14 protein-coding genes and 1 pseudogene are annotated in these 16,182 nt (G+C 62.5%); 3 read left to right on the forward strand and 12 right to left on the reverse strand.

Annotated features, from left to right (window positions below; genetic code table 11):
* Positions 1-175: 175 nt before the first annotated feature.
* From gltP to CAG22_RS19590, 5 genes are all read right to left on the reverse strand, one after another.
* The gene (gltP, locus tag CAG22_RS19570; RefSeq protein WP_025337235.1) at positions 176-1,504 is read right to left on the reverse strand and encodes a glutamate/aspartate:proton symporter GltP; all 1,329 of its coding nucleotides are present in this window, start codon (positions 1,502-1,504) and stop codon (positions 176-178) included.
* A gap of 746 nt (positions 1,505-2,250) precedes the next feature.
* Positions 2,251-2,721 carry an inhibitor of vertebrate lysozyme family protein gene (locus CAG22_RS19575; protein ID WP_025337234.1) on the reverse strand — a complete coding sequence of 157 codons (471 nt, stop codon included), beginning with the start codon at positions 2,719-2,721 and terminating at the stop codon, positions 2,251-2,253.
* Between the two features lie 2 nt (positions 2,722-2,723).
* Positions 2,724-2,885, reverse strand: coding sequence for a DUF1328 domain-containing protein (locus tag CAG22_RS19580; RefSeq protein ID WP_003252966.1), 162 nt, complete (start codon positions 2,883-2,885; stop codon positions 2,724-2,726).
* Between the two features lie 41 nt (positions 2,886-2,926).
* Positions 2,927-3,217, reverse strand: a complete 291-nt coding sequence (locus CAG22_RS19585) for a hypothetical protein (protein ID WP_025337233.1) — start codon at positions 3,215-3,217, stop codon at positions 2,927-2,929.
* A 174-nt stretch (positions 3,218-3,391) separates the two neighbouring features.
* Positions 3,392-4,213 carry a BON domain-containing protein gene (locus tag CAG22_RS19590; RefSeq protein WP_025337232.1) on the reverse strand — a complete coding sequence of 274 codons (822 nt, stop codon included), beginning with the start codon at positions 4,211-4,213 and terminating at the stop codon, positions 3,392-3,394.
* 213 nt (positions 4,214-4,426) lie between these two features.
* Between CAG22_RS19590 and algB the strand changes: the two genes are divergently transcribed.
* Together algB and CAG22_RS19600 are read left to right on the forward strand one after the other, a co-directional pair.
* Positions 4,427-5,773: a sigma-54-dependent response regulator transcription factor AlgB gene (gene algB, locus CAG22_RS19595; protein WP_025337231.1), complete on the forward strand. Its 1,347-nt coding sequence runs from the start codon at positions 4,427-4,429 to the stop codon at positions 5,771-5,773.
* Positions 5,770-7,551, forward strand: coding sequence for a KinB sensor domain-containing domain (locus CAG22_RS19600; protein WP_085705991.1), 1,782 nt, complete (start codon positions 5,770-5,772; stop codon positions 7,549-7,551). The genes algB and CAG22_RS19600 overlap by 4 nt, the downstream gene beginning before the upstream one ends.
* A 121-nt stretch (positions 7,552-7,672) precedes the next feature.
* On the opposite strand, the gene CAG22_RS19605 is transcribed toward CAG22_RS19600, so the two are convergent.
* The 7 genes and pseudogenes from CAG22_RS19605 to CAG22_RS19635 form a co-directional block, all read right to left on the reverse strand.
* Complete coding sequence (locus CAG22_RS19605; RefSeq protein ID WP_025337229.1) at positions 7,673-9,277, reverse strand: EAL domain-containing protein; 1,605 nt, start codon at positions 9,275-9,277, stop codon at positions 7,673-7,675.
* Between the two features lie 228 nt (positions 9,278-9,505).
* A complete protein-coding gene (locus CAG22_RS19610) occupies positions 9,506-10,294 on the reverse strand; it encodes an N-acetylmuramoyl-L-alanine amidase (protein ID WP_085588945.1) in 789 nt (262 codons plus the stop codon).
* Positions 10,295-10,374: 80 nt separating this feature from the next.
* Positions 10,375-12,318, reverse strand: coding sequence for a diguanylate cyclase (locus CAG22_RS19615; RefSeq protein ID WP_085705992.1), 1,944 nt, complete (start codon positions 12,316-12,318; stop codon positions 10,375-10,377).
* A gap of 27 nt (positions 12,319-12,345) precedes the next feature.
* Positions 12,346-13,178, reverse strand: a pseudogene (locus CAG22_RS19620) (endonuclease/exonuclease/phosphatase family protein).
* Between the two features lie 34 nt (positions 13,179-13,212).
* Positions 13,213-13,845: a thiol:disulfide interchange protein DsbA gene (gene dsbA, locus CAG22_RS19625; RefSeq protein WP_025337225.1), complete on the reverse strand. Its 633-nt coding sequence runs from the start codon at positions 13,843-13,845 to the stop codon at positions 13,213-13,215.
* A gap of 284 nt (positions 13,846-14,129) precedes the next feature.
* Positions 14,130-14,747, reverse strand: coding sequence for a cytochrome c (locus CAG22_RS19630; RefSeq protein WP_003256951.1), 618 nt, complete (start codon positions 14,745-14,747; stop codon positions 14,130-14,132).
* A gap of 31 nt (positions 14,748-14,778) precedes the next feature.
* On the reverse strand, positions 14,779-15,081 hold the full coding sequence (locus CAG22_RS19635) for a cytochrome c5 family protein (protein ID WP_015268479.1): 303 nt from the start codon (positions 15,079-15,081) through the stop codon (positions 14,779-14,781).
* 201 nt (positions 15,082-15,282) lie between these two features.
* Here CAG22_RS19635 and yihA point away from each other — a divergent pair, with 201 nt between their 5' ends.
* Complete coding sequence (gene yihA / locus CAG22_RS19640; protein WP_085588940.1) at positions 15,283-15,915, forward strand: ribosome biogenesis GTP-binding protein YihA/YsxC; 633 nt, start codon at positions 15,283-15,285, stop codon at positions 15,913-15,915.
* The last annotated feature ends 267 nt before the right edge of the window (positions 15,916-16,182 follow it).

Genomic DNA, 16,182 nt, shown 5'->3' on the forward strand with positions numbered 1-16,182 from the left:
TGCCCGCGAAGTAGGCAACGCGGTGGATGGCACCGGCTTCGCCGGTGTTCGCGGGCAAGCCCGCTCCCACAGGGATCGCGCAGGCCTCGAGAAAAGGGTCCGCGAGCAGCCTGGAATCTCACAGGCAACAAAAAGCCCCGACAAGTCGGGGCTTTTGGTCAAACAGCAGTCAGGCTCAGCGCTTGGCAGCTTCGCCAACCATGGCCGCTTCCTGCTTGCCGGCCATCAGCGAGGCGTAGTACTTCTCGCCCTTGGCGGCGTCGTACATACCCTCCCAGCGAGCAATGACCAGGGCTGCCAGGGCGTTACCCACAACGTTCAAGGCGGTACGGGCCATGTCCATGATGCGGTCGACACCGGCGATGAAGGCCAGGCCTTCCAGCGGGATGCCCACGCTGCCCAGGGTGGCCAGCAGCACCACGAAGGAAACACCCGGTACGCCAGCGATACCCTTGGAAGTGACCATCAGGGTCAGCACCAGCAGCAGCTGCTGGCTCCAGGACAGGTCGATACCGTACAGCTGGGCAATGAAGATGGCCGCGATGCTCTGGTACAGGGTCGAGCCGTCGAGGTTGAACGAGTAGCCGGTCGGTACCACGAACGAGCAGATCGACTTCGGTGCACCGTACTTCTCCATCTTCTCGATCACACGCGGCAGCACGGTCTCCGAGCTGGAGGTGGAGTAGGCGAGGATCAGCTCATCTTTCATGATGCGCATGATCTTGATCACCGAGAAGCCGAACAGGCGGGCAACCAGGCCCAGCACCATGAAGGCGAAGAAGGCGATGGCGAAGTACACCAGCAGCACCAGCTTGGCCAGCGGCAGCAGCGAGCTGAAACCGAAGTTGGCGACGGTCACGGCGATCAGGGCGAACACGCCGATAGGGGCGTAGTTCATGATCATGTGGGTGACCTTGAACATGGTCTCGGAAACCGCCTGGAAGGTACGCACCAGCGGGTCGCGCAGCTCTGCCTGCAGGCTCGACAGGCCCAGGCCGAACATTACCGAGAAGAAGATGATCGGCAGCATTTCGCCACGCATCAGCGCTGCGAAGATGTTCGACGGGATCAAGTTCAGCAGGGTTTCGATGAACGCGTGCTCATGCTGCACTTCGGCCGCGGTAGCCTGGTACTTGGAGATGTCCACGGTACCCAGGGTGCTCATGTCGATGCCGGCGCCCGGGTGGAACAGGTTGGCCAACACCAGGCCCACGACGATGGCGATGGTGGTCACCACTTCGAAGTAGATGATGGTCTTCAGGCCGATGCTGCCCAGTTTCTTCGCGTCGCCAACCCCGGCGATACCCACGATCAGCGACGAAATCACGATCGGGACGACGATCATCTTGATCAGGCGAATGAAGATGTCACCAGCGGGCTGGAGGACGTTGCTGATCCACCATGCCTTTTCTGCACTGAAATGATTCAGTAGCGCGCCGATTGCAACACCCAGGACCAGACCGATGACGATCTGCCAGGCGAGGCTCAGTTTTGCCTTCTTCATGTCTTTACCCTTTGTTCTAGTGGTCATGGGCACCCAACGGAAACGCGCGTAACAGAGCCGTTGGCAAGGTCACGAGCAGCAGATGCTTCCGTCCGGCACCTTCATGTAAGGACACCGCAGGCGAGCGACAGGGCGCTCGGGCCGGCGAAAAAGGCGGCAACTATTGCGATGGCAAAGGGGGAAATCTAATGCCGGAAGCGCATACCCCATGCCGTTTATGCATAACATTTTTGACCAAAACGGGAGGTTCGCAAGTGCTTGATTTACAACGTTCGGAATCCCGAACAAGACCAAACCGCCATATTTAGGCAGATTTGGCAGGGTAAGAAGAACAGGGGCGATGGCTTGTTCGACAATCCGAATGGCCGAAATGCCACTTGAACGAGCGCCAGGTTGATCGAAAAAAAATTGATGTACGGTCGAGACAAAATGTGTCTCGAAGAGAAAATCGCGCAGGGAAGAGACGTTTCCTACATGGCTCCTCGGAAGTCAGGTCTGGCCAGATGCCCCTATGGCATCGCCGACCTGAAACTTCCGATTCCGCCTTTCCTGACCCGGCCCATTGCTGGAGGCACTCCCTGTACCCCTAGGCCACTCCGATCCTGCAACAATCAGAACAGCCCGGCCCCTTGGTCATGAGCAGCCCCTCCTCGGGGCGGCGCATCATAGAAGGCTGAAAATATAGAAAGGTTCAGCTTCTATTTCGTGACAGTGCATGACCTTTTCTCCGTACCGGGTGCAAATGCTCAGTACCAGTTCGGGTCACGCTTGAGCTGCTCCTGCAGCATCGCCTTCATGCCGTCGTCCGGCTTACCCAGCCAGCGGTACTGCGCGTGACGGGTGGGCGACTTGTCGCTCGGCAAACCTTCGGGTACCTCCACGAGCATCCCGTAGGCATCGTCCTTGTCCCAGCTGAACGCCACGATCAGGCGCTTGTAGGTGCAGTTGTCCTGGCGTTCGCACAATGGGCCGACCAGGTACTTGTCGCCGTCTTCGGTAACGGCAGACATCTGCTGCTGGGCACTGCCGGTCAGATTGACCACCCAATCAGGCAGACGTTCCTCGCCTTCAATCGTGTCCTGCCAGGTTTCCCGGTACTCCGGGTCCGAGCCGAGCAGCTGGTCGACTCGGACCTGGCCGTCATTGGCCGCCATCGCCGCCGCACTGCCGCCCAGTAACAGGGCGGCAGCCAGGGATGTCCAACGCTTCCTGCCCATCTTCAACCTCGTCCACGTCCAAAGAAGAAGGAGGCTACGAACAGCACCAAGAAGACAATGAACAGAATCTTCGCGATACCGGTGGCAGCGCCCGCGATACCACCGAAGCCCAGTACGGCGGCGACAATGGCGATGATGAGGAAAGTGATAGCCCAACTCAGCATGGTGGTTCTCCTTTCTTTTTTGAAATCGTTAAGGCCAGCGGTCAGAACACCCAGCGGTCCTGGGGTACGACCCTTTCCAGGGTGGCCGGTGACGCGGTGGCCTGGCCAGTTGGAAGCGGGTCGGCGGCCTTGACCAAGGTATTGGCACGGGTTGCCTGAATCTGCGTCAACAGGGCGGTCTGCGCCGCCACTTGCTCGGTCAGGCGCGCGGTCTGCCAGCTGTAATAGAAGAGGCCAGCGGCCAAGGTCAGCAACAGCGCCAGGCCGAGTGAAAGCACCTGGCTCAGGGGCAGTGCAGCGCTCTGCAAGCGGTTGACGGATTGGCGGGTCATGCCGGCTCCTCCTGCTGTAATTCTTGTTCAAACCTGAACAGGTAATTGCAGCCTGCATGCCAGCCTTACGAATCAAATAAACTCCATTTAAATCATATAGTTATGTGAATTCTGCAAAACCGGCAAGGACGTATCCTGCACGATGCCGCCCTGGCAGTCGTGCGAATTGCACGATCAGCCCTCGACCTTGGTCGCCACCTTGAGCAGGTCGGCATCCACCCCGCGCACGCCGATGATCTGCCGGGCGATTTCCACGGCAATGGTTTTCTGCTCGCTGCTGACCACCTCGCCCGAAAGCCGCACCAAACCCTCCTCGCTGGCCACTTTCAGGTTCAGGCCATCGAGGTTACGGCTGAAGCGGTAGCTGTTCTGGATCTTGTCGATGATCCAGCTGTCGCTCGGTTGCGGCCCAGTCGGCGTCCCCACCGGGGTTTCCCGGGCCTTGGCCATGGCGGCGCTATCGAGGCTGACCAGGTTGTTGACCAGGTGCACACCCTCGGTGGTACGCGCCACCACGCCGGCCAGCTCCTTGGCCTCGGCACTGTCGACCTTGCCGCGCAGGGTCACCACACCTTCGCTGCTCTGTACGTCTATAGGCGCCTTCTCGGTGGTGCGGCTCCATAACAGCCGCGCACGGATCACCGCGGCCAGGGTGGCATCCTCCAGGCGCTGGGCATAGGCACGCAGCGCCAGCGGGCGCTCCACCAGCTGGGCATTGACCCGCAGCTGGTTGTCGACTTGCTCGATGCCACGGGTAGCCAGCGCCACATGCTCGGCCAGCTGGCGTTCGACGTCGTTCTCCACCTCACCGGAAAGCCGCGCCTGCTTGCCGTCCACCTCGACCTGGATACGGAACGGGTCGAGCATGCGGTTCAGCGACAGGGCAGTTTGCAGGGCCCCCTCCAGGCGGGCGTCCTGCACCGGGCCGGCGAATGCCGGGGTGAACATCGGCAGCAGGGTGGTTGCCAACACGGCGGTGCGAATGGAAAAGGACATGGCAGTGCCTCCTTTTGTAGAGCAAAAGCTAAAAATCCTCGCAACCAATGTGCCACCGCAGACCTCTAAGGAAATCATCGGGATATCGAGGCCTTCCAGGCGTTGATTGGCCATTGGCTAGCATGCAAAGGACAGGTTCCTTCACAATGGACCATGCAACTTGCCCGATTTTTCCCACACTAAATGAAGATCTTTCCTAAAGGAGCGCAGCACATGGAGTCAGCCCAGGACAACCAAGGCCGCATTCTGCTGGTGGATGACGAGTCCGCGATCCTGCGCACCTTCCGCTACTGCCTGGAGGACGAGGGCTATAGCGTGGCGACGGCCAACAGCGCTGCTCAGGCCGAAGCCCTGCTGCAGCGCCAGGTATTCGACCTGTGCTTCCTCGATTTGCGCCTGGGCGAGGACAACGGCCTCGATGTGCTGGCGCAGATGCGTATCCAGGCCCCATGGATGCGGGTGGTGATCGTCACCGCACACTCGGCGATCGATACGGCGGTAGACGCGATCCAGGCAGGCGCCGCCGATTACCTGGTCAAACCGTGCAGCCCCGACCAGCTGCGCCTGGCTACCTCCAAGCAGTTGGAAGTGCGCCAGCTTTCCGCGCGCCTGGAGGCCCTGGAAGGTGAAGTACGCAAACCCAAGGACGGCCTCGACTCGCACAGCCCGGCCATGATGGCGGTACTGGAAACCGCCCGCCAGGTCGCTACCACCGACGCCAACATCCTCATCCTTGGCGAGTCGGGCACAGGTAAAGGTGAGCTGGCCCGGGCCATCCACGGCTGGAGCAAGCGCGCGCGCAAATCCTGCGTGACCATCAACTGCCCGTCACTGAACGCCGAGCTGATGGAAAGCGAGTTGTTCGGCCACACCCGCGGCGCCTTCACCGGCGCCAGCGAAAGCACCCTGGGGCGAGTCAACCAGGCTGATGGGGGCACGCTGTTCCTCGACGAGATCGGCGATTTCCCACTGACCTTGCAGCCCAAACTGCTGCGCTTCATCCAGGACAAGGAATACGAGCGCGTCGGCGACCCGGTCACCCGTCGCGCCGATGTGCGGATTCTCGCCGCCACCAACCTCAACCTCGAAGAGATGGTGCGTGAAAGCCGCTTCCGCGAAGACCTGCTGTATCGCCTGAACGTCATCACCCTGCACCTGCCGCCCCTGCGCGAGCGCAGTGAAGACATCCTGACCTTGGCCGACCGCTTTCTCGCCCGCTTCGTCAAGGAATACTCCCGGCCTGCCCGCGGCTTCAGTGACGAAGCCCGTACGGCCCTGCTCAACTACCGCTGGCCCGGCAACATTCGCGAATTACGCAACGTGGTGGAGCGGGCCAGCATCATCTGCCCGCAGGAACGCGTGGAAATCAGCCACTTGGGCATGGGCGAGCAGCCCGCAGGCAATGCCCCGCGGGTTGGCGCCGCGCTGAGCCTGGATGAGCTGGAACGCGCCCACATCGGTGCGGTGCTGGCCGCAAGCGACACCCTGGACCAAGCCGCCAAGACCCTGGGGATCGATGCCTCCACCCTGTACCGCAAGCGCAAGCAGTACAACCTATGAGGTGGCCGCCCATGAAGCTGCGCACGCGGCTTTTCCTCAGCATTTCGGCGCTGGTCACCGTGGCCCTGCTCGGGCTGCTGCTGGGCTTGGTCAGCGTGCTGCAGATGGCCACGGTGCAACAGCGACTGGTGCGCGATACCACCCACGCCCTGGAAATCGGGCTGAAGTTGCGCCAGAACCTTGGCGAACAGTTGACCCTGATGCTCGATGACGAGACCGCCCCGGAAAACCTGCGGCTGCTGCAGGACAACTTCCAGACCCTACTCAACCAAGGGCTGGACCAAGGTGGCGAGCGCACCGGCTTCAGCAAGGCCAGCAGCAATTACCAGGCTTTCCTCCAGGCCTACCGCGACAGCCCGGCGCCTTCGCGCAGCATGGGGGTTGAACAACCACTGGGGGCCGCGTTCAACCAGGTCCGCACCGACCTGATCGATTCCCACAAGCAGGCCTTGGAGCACATCACCCGCAGCGAGGAGCACACCCGCGACCACGCCTTGCTGGTCAGCGGCGTACTTGGCCTGATGGGCTTGATGGTGCTGGTACTGGGCTTCATCACCGCGCACAACATTGCCCGGCGCTTCGGCCAGCCGATCGAAGCCTTGGCCATAGCGGCCGACCAACTCGGCAAGGGTAATTTCGACGTAACCCTGCCGGTCACCCAAGCCACCGAACTTAACCAGCTGACCCGCCGCTTCGGCCTGATGGCCGATGCCTTGCGCAAGCACCAGGCCACCAACGTCGATGAACTGCTGGCCGGCCAGCAACGCTTGCAGGCGGTACTGGACAGCATTGACGATGGCCTGCTGATCATCGACCGCCAAGGCCGGCTGGAGCACCTCAACCCGGTGGCGCAGCGCCAGCTGGGCTGGACCGATAGCCGCGTGGGCAGCAGCCTGGCCGAAGCCCTGCAACGCCCGGAGCTGGAACAGCAGCTACGCCAGGTACTGCGCGGCGGCAACCTCGACCGCCAGCCGGACGACCTGAACATGGAGGTCGATGACGAAACGCGCCTGCTCGCCTACAGCCTGACTCCGGTCAGCCACCCGCAAGGGCCTATCCTGGGCGCGGTGATGGTGCTGCACGATGTAACCGAGCAGCGAGCCTTCGAACGCGTGCGCAGCGAATTCGTGCTGCGTGCTTCCCACGAGCTGCGCACCCCGGTGACCGGCATGCACATGGCCTTCGGCCTGTTGCGCGAGCGGCTCAAGTTTCCGCCCGAGGCGCGCGAACATGACCTGCTGGAAACCATCGGCGAGGAAATGCAGCGCCTGACCCAGTTGATCAACGACCTGCTCAACTTCAGCCGCTACCAGAGCGGGATGCAGAAGCTCGAGCTGGCTCCCTGCGCCATCGACGAATTGCTGGAGCGTGCACAACAGCGCTTTGCCGAGCCGGCGGTGAACAAGCAGATCGAGCTGATCACGGAGCTGGAGCCGCCGCTGCCGCGTATCCAGGCCGACGTCTCCCAACTCGACCGGGTGCTGGACAACCTGTTGCACAACGCCATCCGCCATACCGCCAGCGGCGGGCGTATCCGCTTGCATGCACGACGGCATGCGGAGCGGGTGATCATCAGTGTCGAGGACAACGGAGAGGGCATTGCCTATGGGCAACAGGGGCGCATCTTCGAGCCCTTCGTGCAGGTAGGGCGCAAGAAAGGCGGCGCGGGGCTGGGGCTGGCGTTGTGCAAAGAAATCGTGCAGTTGCATGGCGGGCGCATGGGCGTGTTTTCCCGACCGGGGCAGGGGACCCAGTTCTACATGGCACTGCCGGTCTGAATGTTGCCTGTCCTGGCCCCATCGCCGGCAAGCCAGCTCCCACAGGGATCGCACCGCACCTGAGGTCATTGCAATACCTGTGGGAGCTGGCTTGCCGGCGATGAGGCCGGTGCAGGATCACTCAATGCTCAACCCGCCGCGGCAGCCGTCCGCGGGTCACCAGTTCGGCAAACTGCCGGGCATTCAGTGGCCGGGCAAAAAGCCAGCCCTGGCCATAATTGACCCCTTCGCTGTTCAGCAGCACCGCCTGGTCTTCACACTCGATGCCTTCGGCAATCACCCGCAGGTGCAGGTCGTGGGCCATGCGGATGATATGCGGGGCAACACCGCTGCTGGCGGCGTCATGCCCAAGGGCATCGATAAAGGCCTTGTCGATCTTCAGGCAGTCCACCGGCAGGGTCTGCAGGTAGGCCAGGCTGCAATAACCCGTACCAAAATCGTCGATCAGCACCTGATGCCCTACTGCACGCAACGCCTGCAGATTGTCGCGCGCCACCACCACATCGATCAGGCCGCGCTCGGTCACTTCGAAGGCAATCTGGCTGGCCGCCACCCGGTGCATTGCCAGCAAGCGCGCAGCTACCCGGCCAATACGCGGCACCATCACATCGCAAGCTGCCAGGTTCACCGAAATGTACAAGTTGGGGTGCGAGCGCAGCAGTTGCCCTAACTGTTCCAGCACACGCTGCAGGACAAAGTCGGTGATCTGGCGAATCTGCCCGGTGTTTTCCGCCAGCGGGATGAACAGGTCCGGGCTGGTCAGGGTGCCGTCCGGGCGACGCCAGCGCACCAGGGCCTCGGCTCCGACACAGCGCCGGCTGTCGAGCTCGAAAATCGGCTGGTAGAGCACCTGCAGTTCGCCGCGGCGCAAGGCATTCTGCAATTCCGAGCTCATCGACCGCCGCTGCAGGATCAGTTGCAGCACCAGCCAGCCAATGCAGCAGGCCGCCAGCACACTGCCGGGGAACAGGAGCCAGAGCATGCCATTCATCCTCAACGGCAGGCTCGCCCGCGGGGCAATCAGCACCAGCTGGTAGTCCGGTGACTTGGTCGGCATACGGTAGATCAGGCGGTCGCTGAGCTCGAGCAGCGACTTGTGGCTGGTCGACCAGGCCGAGGGTGGCGGCCATACCTGTGGTGGGCCCAGCACAGGGATGGCCCGGGTACCGTTGTCCAGCACCACCACAAGGCTGCCGCCAGGGGGCAGGTCGACCACATCGGTCAGGTGGCCACGAGAGGTGGATACCACGAACTTGCCCCGCCCCAGCATCAACGCGGCCAGGTTTTCGTTCGGCTCGGTCGTTGTGTTCAGCCAGTAGCTGTAGGTCGGCCCCTGGATGTCGGGGACCCGCAAGGGTTCGAACGCCCGCTCATCACCGCGGTTCGAACAGGCGATATCCCCATCCACGTATGCCGCTTCATAAATGAAGCGTGAGCTCAGGCCTACCTGCTGCAATGCCGTCAGCATCGCCGGGCTGCAGCCGCGCAAGGGCTGCGCCTGCAGCAGGTCGACCCCTTCGCGCAACTGGCCGAACACCTGCTCGAGGCGCTCGAGAAAGCGCTCGCCCTGGGCATTCATCTGTGCGCTCTCGCTTTGCTTCATCTGTTGCAGGGCAATGCCGATGCTGGCAGAGAGCAACAGTGCCGCACTGGCCAGTGCTGCCAATGTGGCCAGCATCCAGGGACGGTAAAAAATTTGGCGCATCAAGGCGATGAAGGCTGACATCGAAGGCATCCAGTTGATAACTAAGGTATAGCAACTGAATCAGGAATCACCTCGCCGTTTGGCGTTTCGCTACAATCGCCGGGGCCTGCTGTAGGAGCGGCGTTGTGTCGCGATAGGGCCGCAAAGCGGCCCCGGCAGTTTGTGCTGGAACCAAGATCCTGGGGCTGCTGTGCAGCCCGTCGCGACACAAGGCCGCTCCTACACAAGAGCCCGTCCCACCTTGGCAGCTCAACGCATCCGGTTGAGCACCTGCAGCATCGCGGCCGTCTGCGCATCCGGCATGCCATCGAAGCGCTGCGGGCGGAAACGCATCTGGAACGCGGCGATCACATGGCGGGTGGCAACATCCAGTACCCCGGTCTGCTCGATCGCATAGCCAAACCGCGCCAGCTCCTGCTGATACCAGCCAACGCTCGGCGGGTTGACGCTGAAATAGGCTTGCTGCCGTGCCACGGCATTTGCATCCGGCCAGACACCCAATCCGGCGTCGGCCAGGCGCTTCCACGGGAACAGCGGCCCCGGGTCAAGCTTGCGCAGCGGCGCGATATCGCTGTGGCCAATGATGTGCCGTGGCTCGATGTTGTTGCGTTTGACGATGTCCTTGAGCAGCGCGATCAGCGCCTGGACCTGCGCTTCGCTGTAAGGGTGCCAGACCCGGCCATTCGGCGTGTCGGTGAAGCCCGGGTTGACGATTTCGATACCAATGGACGAGGAGTTCAGCCAGGTCCGACCCTGCCACTGGCTATCACCGGCATGCCAGGCGCGGCGGTTTTCATCCACCAGCTGATACACCGTCGCCGGGCCGTCACCAATCAGGTAGTGGCTGCTGACTTCGCCATGGGTCAGCAACGCCAGGGAACGCTCCAGCGAAGCATTGGTGTAATGCAAGACCACGAACTGGATGCGGTTGTCCTGGTTGACCGAAGGGTGGCTACGGTCGATGCGCAGGCCTGTCGAGCAACCGGCGACAGACAACAGCAGAAAGGAAATCAGGGTTTTTTTAAGCGTGGAAAGCACGTCAGTAGCCTCAGCGTATGAGCGCTACAGTATAACGTGCTCCCCAAGGGCCGTGCTTGCCGCGAGTCAGCGGCTGCCGGCTATGCCTGCTCGACGCGGTTGCGCCCCGACTCCTTGGCCCGGTACAGCGCCGCATCGGCGCGCTTGAGCACCTGGTCGCCGCGCTCGCCGGAACGGAATGCACCCAGGCCGATGGACGTGGTGATCACCACCCGTTCGCCCTTGAAGTGGAACGGGCACGCCTCGACCGTGGCCCGTAGCACCTCGGCTATCTGGGCAGCGGCGGCCGGCGAGGTCTGCGGCAGCAACAGCACAAACTCCTCGCCGCCGAAGCGGGCGATGAAGTCACCGCTGCGCAGGCGCTTGCGCAACTGGTCGGCGACAATCTTCAGTACCTTGTCCCCGGCCAGGTGCCCATAGCTGTCGTTGATACGCTTGAAATGGTCCAGGTCGAGGATCGCCATCGCCAGGTGGCCGCCGTGTGCCTGCCATTCGAGCATTTCGCGCTCGACCCGCTCGCTCCAGGCCGCACGGTTGGGCAAGCCGGTGAGGGGGTCGAGTAAGGCCTTCTGGCGCTGCTCTTCAAGGTGCTCGCGGTAGCCGAGCGCCTCCTGCTCCATGTTCGCCACCCGCTCCGACAGCCCTTGCAGGCGCCCAGCCAGCTCCTGTTCGCGGCGATCACGCTCGTGCTTGTGCTCGTCCATGGTCACCAACAGGCCTTCCAGGCGGTTTTCCAGGATGTGCTTGAGGCTGTCGACGTCGGCGGCACCTTGCACACTGCTCTGCAGCCCGTCGACGTGCTCACGCAGCTGGGTATCCAGCTCGCGGGCAGCCGAGCTGTTGTCGGCGTGACCGGCGCTGGCCTCGTGCAGGTGGCTCTGGAAACCTTCCAGGCGTTCGTTGAGCTGCTGCAGGTAGGTTTCGAATTCGTGCTGGCCGCTGTCGGTGATCGCCAGCATGAGCACAGCCAGGTCATCCAGCACCGGGATCAGCTCATACCAGTTCAAGCCGCGGGCGACCCGTTCACGCATCTCGAGCGCTTGGGCCTTGTGTCGCTCCGGCAGGCTGAGGTCATCGAGCAGGCCGATCAGGGTGTGCTCGATGTGCTCGGCAACCTGGCTGTAGGGCGGCTCCACCGCGTAGGGCAGGGCATAGGGGCCGTCTTCGCCGAAGGTTTGTTCGAGTGTTTGCGCCGGTCCTGCTTCAGCCGGAGGCTCGCTGGCGACAGCTTCCGGTGCCGGCACATCGTCCGGTAGCGGCTGCGGCAGCGGGGCTGGTGACAGTTCGGCCGTTTCGATCAGCGCCGGGCCAGGTGCCTCCAGCGCGGGCTCTGGCACTACGGGCGCCTCGACAACAGATGCTGATGAGGCTGGCAGCGGCTGCAGCGCGTCCACGTCGTCGGGCTGCGGAGCACCGACGTTGGCCGGTGCTGCCAAGGGCTGCGCCTCGGCAACCGGCAGCGTCAGCGGCACAAGCGCTGGCTCGCCTTGCGCGTCATCCTCGCGGCTGCCGAACAAGCGCTGCAAGAAGCCGGGCCGGGCGTCCTCCCCCGACTTGCCCAGGGCTGACAGCGCGCGGCCCTGCAAGCCGCTCAACTCGCCCAGCAACGGTGGCAGGTCGCGTGACTGGGCCACGCCACCGTCGAGCTTCTTCGCCAGCTTTTTCAACGGCCGCGACACATCGTTCGGCAATGGCAGGCCTTGCAGTTGGTCGACCAGCGCGGTCAGCGCATCGCTGACCTGATTCATGCGAGCTTCCCGGCGCTGTTCGGAGTCCAGCACCGCCTTCTCAAGACGCGGAATCAGCCCGGCAAGGCCAGCGTCCATGTTGTCGCTGCGGATAACCTCGCGCATTTCCTTCATGCACTGGTCCACCACCTTGTCACTGCCTTCGGCAGCCAGGGTGCTGCGTACCAGGCCGCGACGCAGCAGGTCGAGACGGGCGTCCCAACGGCGCTCGAGCTTTTCCTGCTGCTCGATGCTTTTCAGGTATTTTTCTTTCCAGCGCTCAGCGTCTTCAGTCATGCCCGGGTCCGCAAACGGTGATGGCAATTAGCTCAGGACCGGCAGCGTATCCACAGTCAATGCATCAGGCAATCGAATCTCGACAGCAACGGGAAGGTGGTCGGAAATTGGCTGCGCCAGCACCTCGACACGCTCCAGCGTGAGGCTTGGGCTGAGCAGAATGTGGTCCAGGCAACGCTGTGGACGCCAGCTGGGGAAGGTGGCCTCGACTTGTGGGGCAATCAGGCCCAGGTCGCGCAACGGCGAGTGCTCCAGCAGGTCGGTGGCATGGGTATTCATGTCGCCCATCAGCACCTGGTGGCGGTAACCGCCAATCAGCTCGCGGATGTAACCCAGTTGCAGGGCGCGGGTCTTGGCACCGAGGGCCAGGTGCATCATCACCACGATCAGCGCATCTTCGCCCTCGCCAAAGCGCACCAGAATCGCACCACGCCCAGCCGGGCCGGGCAATGGGTGATCCTCGAGCAGTTGTGGCTTCAGGCGGCTGAGCACGCCATTGCTGTGCTGGGCAAAACGCCCAAGGTTGCGGTTGAGTTGCTGGTACCAATAGGGGAAGGCACCCAGGTGGGCAAGGTGCTCGACCTGGTTGACATAGCCCGAGCGCAGGCTGCCGCCATCGGCCTCCTGCAAGGCCACCAGGTCGAAGTCACCCAGCAGTTGGCCAATCTTCTGCAGGTTGCCGGCACGCCCGTTGTGCGGCAGCAAGTGCTGCCAGCTGCGGGTCACGTAATGCCGGTAGCGCTCGGTGCTGATGCCCACCTGGATGTTGAAACTGAGCAGCCGCAGACGACCATCCTCGGGCAGGCCAGGGGCCTGCAGGTGATGCTCGTTGACCTGCGGCTGGTGCAGGCCAATGCCACGCGCGGTTCTGAAGCGGCGCATGGGTTACGCCGCTTACTTAGCGGCGCGCTCCTTGGCGATCAGCTGGTCGGCAACGTTCAGTACGCCTTCCGGCCCGCCGGCAGTACCCAGGTCGAAGCGGTACTTGCCGTTGACCACCATGCTCGGTACGCCGGTGATCTCGTATTTCTTCGCCAGTTCCTTGGCCTGGTTGACCTGGCCCTTGATGGCGAACGAATTGAAGGTGGCGAGGAACTTGTCCTTGTCCACGCCCTGGGTGGCGAGGAAGTCGGCCATGTCCTGCGGGTCGGTCAGGCGCTTTTTCTGGTTCTGGATGGCATCGAACACCGCGGCGTGTACCTTCTGCTCGACGCCCATGGCTTCGAGGGTCAGGAACATCTGGCCGTGGGCGTCCCATGGGCCACCGAACATGGCTGGTACGCGCTTGAAGTTGACGTCCTTGGGCAGTTTTTCGACCCACGGGTTGATGGTCGGCTCGAAGTGGTAGCAGTGTGGGCAGCCGTACCAGAACAGCTCGACCACTTCGATCTTGCCAGGCACGGAAACCGGAACAGGGTTGCTCAGCTCGAGGTATTCCTTGCCGGCGACAGGCTCGGCGGCCTGGACGGCAGTCATACCGAATACGCTGGCAGCGACCAGCGCGGCGCTGAGAATCAGTTTACGCATGCTTTACTCCTGGGCAGTCATTGGTCGCCACGACGCGACCTGCACTGAGACAGGCCGGGAAGGGGCCGAGTTCTGTAGTGTAACGGCTGCGGACGGAAAAAAGGGCGGTCCGCCCGCCCTTTCATCATTGGCCTACAACATTAACTGAAGGTTAATGCGCCGCCTGTGATGGCCCTATCGCCGGCAAGCCGGCTCCCACCTCGAGCGCATCGACCTCAAGCCATTGCAGCATCTGTGGGAGCTGGCTTGCCGGCGATAGGGCCATCACAAGCGGCCGAAGGGCCTCAGTGCAGGCCCTGGATGTAGCTGGCCAGCGCCTCGATGTCGTGGTTGCTCAGCTTGCCGGCGATGGTGCGCATGGTCATGGCATCGCCATCGTTGGTGCGGTTGCCTTCGCGGAAGTCGGTGAGCTGCTTGGTCACGTACTGTGCATGTTGCCCGCCCAGGTGCGGGAAGCCGGCCAGGGCGATACCCGCGCCGTTCGGCGAGTGGCAGCCGGTGCAGGCAGGCATGCCTTTTTCCAGGTCGCCGCCGTTGAACAGCGCCCGGCCACGTTCGACCAGCTTGGGATCGGCCGCGCCCACGCTGCCTTTCTGGCTGGAGAAGTAGGCGGCGATATCGGCCAGGTCCTGGTCGCTGAATGCGGCCAGCATGCCGGTCATCTCAAGTACGGTACGCTTGCCCGACTTGATATCGTGCAATTGTTTTTCGAGGTAGCGCTGGCCTTGGCCGGCCAGTTTCGGGAAGTTCGGTGCCAGGCTGTTGCCGTCGGGGTTGTGGCAGGCGCCACAGACGGCCGTCTTGGCCTGGCCGGCGGCGGCATCGCCTTTGACGGGTTGCGCAGCAGTGGCCGCACCTGCGACACCCAAGGTCAACAGCAGACTCACGACTAGTTTGTTCATCAGCTAATCCAACACGGCTAAGGGTGAAATGTTATGTATCGGGACTGCCACTCATCCAAAGGATGACCAAACGGTAGTCCTCGGCACTGCAGTCCATGCACAATCCACGCGGCGGCATAGCCTTGAAACCCTGGGTCACGTGCTTCACCAGTACATCCATGCCTTGCGCCAGCCTTGGCTCCCATGCTGCCCGGTCACCCTGCCTGGGTGCCTGTGGCAACTGCCCGGTGTGACAGGCCGCACACGTGCGGTTGTACAACACCTCGGGATCCTGTGTAGCCTGTGCGCTGAAAAACGGCAGGAACATACCGACAGCAAGCAGCCATTTCGCCATGCGGAACGACCTTCAGGGTTGGGGGCCGCGCTGCGTTCTGTTGCGCGAGCTATTGTTCGACACCCCATGCCCGTTCTCCTTCGCCGGGAGAATGAGCACACAAAAACTGGGGCATTATATACTTCCGCCATCCAAACGGAAACGACACCGCTTGCCAGGCTCGGGCCTATAGAGTCAGGCAACACCCACATCGGATATCCCATGCAAGTCAAGAACCCCATCCTCGGCCTCTGCCAGAAAGCCAAATTCGCCCTCAGCGCTGCCAAGGTCGAACAATGCCCGGACGACCAGGGTTACGAGGTGGCTTTCGCCGGCCGCTCCAACGCCGGCAAATCCAGCGCCCTCAACACCCTGACTCATGCCAGCCTGGCGCGCACCTCGAAAACCCCCGGGCGCACCCAGCTGTTGAATTTCTTCAGTCTGGACGATGAACGGCGTTTGGTCGACCTGCCAGGCTACGGTTATGCAAAAGTCCCGATTCCGCTCAAGCAGCACTGGCAGAAACACCTGGAAGCCTACCTGGGCAGCCGGGAGTGCCTGCGTGGCGTGATCCTGATGATGGACGTGCGCCACCCGATGACCGACTTCGACAAGATGATGCTCGACTGGGCCAAGGCCAGCAGCATGCCGATGCACATCCTGCTGACCAAGGCCGACAAGCTGACCCACGGCGCGGGCAAGAACACTCTGCTCAAGGTGCAGTCGGAAATCCGCAAGGGTTGGGGCGACGGCGTGACCATCCAGCTGTTCTCGGCGCCCAAGCGCCTGGGCGTGGAAGAGGCCTACCGGGTGCTGGCGGACTGGATGGAGCTGGAAGACAAGCCAGCTGCTTGAGGGCCCTATCGCCGGCAAGCCAGCTCCCACAGGTACAGCACAGGCCTTGAGGGCAGTGATACCCCTGTGGGAGCTGGCTTGCCGGCGATGAGGCCAACACGGCCGAGGCAAATTCCGGGCAAAAAAAACCCCGGACTTCGTATGGGGAGGGGGAAGTTCGGGGTCCAAGTCCGGACCGCTAGGGCGGGGTCCAGATATCTGCCAACACTTAACACAACATAGGAGCATCGAAAGGCTTCACCAGCCATTCAGTTACTCTGAGTTCCG

The organism is Pseudomonas sp. B8(2017) (assembly GCF_002113575.1).
GTDB lineage: Bacteria > Pseudomonadota > Gammaproteobacteria > Pseudomonadales > Pseudomonadaceae > Aquipseudomonas > Aquipseudomonas putida_Z.

Bases quoted from the DNA above. Each gene is read 5' to 3' on its own strand.
- gltP (WP_025337235.1), bottom strand. From the start codon at position 1,504: ATGAAGAAGGCAAAACTGAGCCTCGCCTGGCAGATCGTCATCGGTCTG.
- CAG22_RS19575 (WP_025337234.1), bottom strand. From the start codon at position 2,721: ATGGGCAGGAAGCGTTGGACATCCCTGGCTGCCGCCCTGTTACTGGGC.
- CAG22_RS19580 (WP_003252966.1), bottom strand. From the start codon at position 2,885: ATGCTGAGTTGGGCTATCACTTTCCTCATCATCGCCATTGTCGCCGCC.
- CAG22_RS19585 (WP_025337233.1), bottom strand. From the start codon at position 3,217: ATGACCCGCCAATCCGTCAACCGCTTGCAGAGCGCTGCACTGCCCCTG.
- CAG22_RS19590 (WP_025337232.1), bottom strand. From the start codon at position 4,213: ATGTCCTTTTCCATTCGCACCGCCGTGTTGGCAACCACCCTGCTGCCG.
- algB (WP_025337231.1), top strand. From the start codon at position 4,427: ATGGAGTCAGCCCAGGACAACCAAGGCCGCATTCTGCTGGTGGATGAC.
- CAG22_RS19600 (WP_085705991.1), top strand. From the start codon at position 5,770: ATGAGGTGGCCGCCCATGAAGCTGCGCACGCGGCTTTTCCTCAGCATT.
- CAG22_RS19605 (WP_025337229.1), bottom strand. From the start codon at position 9,277: ATGTCAGCCTTCATCGCCTTGATGCGCCAAATTTTTTACCGTCCCTGG.
- CAG22_RS19615 (WP_085705992.1), bottom strand. From the start codon at position 12,318: ATGACTGAAGACGCTGAGCGCTGGAAAGAAAAATACCTGAAAAGCATC.
- dsbA (WP_025337225.1), bottom strand. From the start codon at position 13,845: ATGCGTAAACTGATTCTCAGCGCCGCGCTGGTCGCTGCCAGCGTATTC.
- CAG22_RS19630 (WP_003256951.1), bottom strand. From the start codon at position 14,747: ATGAACAAACTAGTCGTGAGTCTGCTGTTGACCTTGGGTGTCGCAGGT.
- CAG22_RS19635 (WP_015268479.1), bottom strand. From the start codon at position 15,081: ATGGCGAAATGGCTGCTTGCTGTCGGTATGTTCCTGCCGTTTTTCAGC.
- yihA (WP_085588940.1), top strand. From the start codon at position 15,283: ATGCAAGTCAAGAACCCCATCCTCGGCCTCTGCCAGAAAGCCAAATTC.